This window comes from Burkholderia sp. 3C (genome assembly GCF_054589155.1).
On record NZ_BAAILN010000018.1, the window covers coordinates 1 to 1713 of the forward strand.

At 63.7% G+C, this 1713-nt stretch carries 1 protein-coding gene; it reads left to right on the forward strand.

What is annotated here, in order from left to right; all coding sequences use genetic code 11:
• Positions 1 to 1713: efflux RND transporter permease subunit (locus tag ACYP33_RS02740; RefSeq protein ID WP_459619567.1), on the forward strand; the 1713-nt coding region annotated here is incomplete at both ends.

Sequence of the window (1713 nt, forward strand, 5' to 3'; positions counted from 1 at the left end):
AGGAAGTGGTCAAGACGCTGCTGGAAGGCATCGTGCTGGTGTTCCTCGTGATGTATCTGTTCCTGCAGAACCTGCGGGCCACGATCATCCCGACCATCGCCGTGCCGGTGGTGCTGCTCGGCACGTTCGCGATCATGAGCGCGGCCGGCTTCACGATCAACACGCTGTCGATGTTCGGCCTGGTGCTCGCGATCGGCCTGCTGGTGGACGATGCGATCGTGGTGGTGGAAAACGTCGAGCGCGTGATGTTCGAGGAAGGGCTGTCGCCGAAGGAAGCCACCAAGAAGGCGATGGGCCAGATCACCAGCGCGCTGGTGGGCGTCGCGCTGGTGCTGTCGGCGGTGTTCGTGCCGGTGGCGTTCTCGGGCGGCTCGGTGGGCGCGATCTATCGCCAGTTCTCGCTGACGATCGTGTCGGCGATGGTGCTGTCGGTGCTGGTGGCGTTGATCCTGACGCCGGCCCTGTGCGCGACGCTGCTCAAGCCGATCGAGAAGGGCCATCACGAAGAGAAGAAGGGTTTCTTCGGCTGGTTCAATCGCAACTTCGACAAGGGCCGCGAGAAGTACCACGTCGGCGTGCACCACGTGATCAAGCGCTCGGGCCGCTGGCTCGTGATCTATCTCGCGGTGATCGTCGGCGTGGGCTTCCTGTTCGTGCGCCTGCCGAAGTCGTTCCTGCCCGATGAAGATCAGGGCTACATGTTCATGATCGTGCAGACGCCGCCGGGCTCCACGCAGGAAACCACGGCTCGCACGCTGAAGGACATTACGGACTACATGGCGAACAGCGAGAAGAACGTCGTGGATTCGGTGTTCACGGTGAACGGCTTCAGCTTCGCCGGCCGTGGCCAGAATGCCGGCCTGGTGTTCGTCAAGCTCAAGCCGTTCGAAGAGCGTCTGGCCGACGACCGCAAGGTGCAGGCCCTGATCAAGCGGACCTTCGGGCACTACTCGGCCTACAAGGACGCGATGGTGATCCCGTTCAACCCGCCGTCGATTCCCGAACTGGGCACCGCAGCCGGCTTCGACTTCGAGCTGACCGACAACGCGGGCCTCGGCCACGACGCGTTGATGGCGGCGCGCAACCAGTTGCTCGGCATGGCCGCCAAGGACCCGACGCTGGCGCTGGTGCGTCCGAACGGCCTGAACGACACGCCGCAGTACAAGGTCGATATCGATCGCGAGAAGGCCGACGCGCTCGGCGTGACGCCGTCCTCGATCGACCAGACGTTCTCGATCGCGTGGGCCTCGCAGTACGTCAACAACTTCCTCGATACGGACGGTCGTATCAAGAAGGTGTACCTGCAGGGCGATTCGCCGTTCCGCGTGACGCCGGAAGACTTGAGCGTCTGGTACGTGCGCAACAGCTCGGGCGGGATGGTGCCGTTCAGCGCGTTCGCCACCGGCCACTGGACGTACGGTTCGCCGAAGCTCGAGCGCTACAACGGTATCTCGGCCGTGGAAATCCAGGGTCAGGCATCGACGGGCAACTCGACGGGGCAGGCGATGAATGCGATGTCCCGGATCGCGGCGCAGTTGCCGAACGGCATCGGCTATTCGTGGACGGGCCTGTCGCTGCAGGAAGTGCAGTCGGGTTCGCAGGCGCCGATTCTGTACGGCATCTCGATCCTGGTGGTGTTCCTGTGTCTGGCGGCGCTGTACGAAAGCTGGTCGATCCCGTTCTCGGTGATCATGGTGGTGCCGCTCGGCGTGA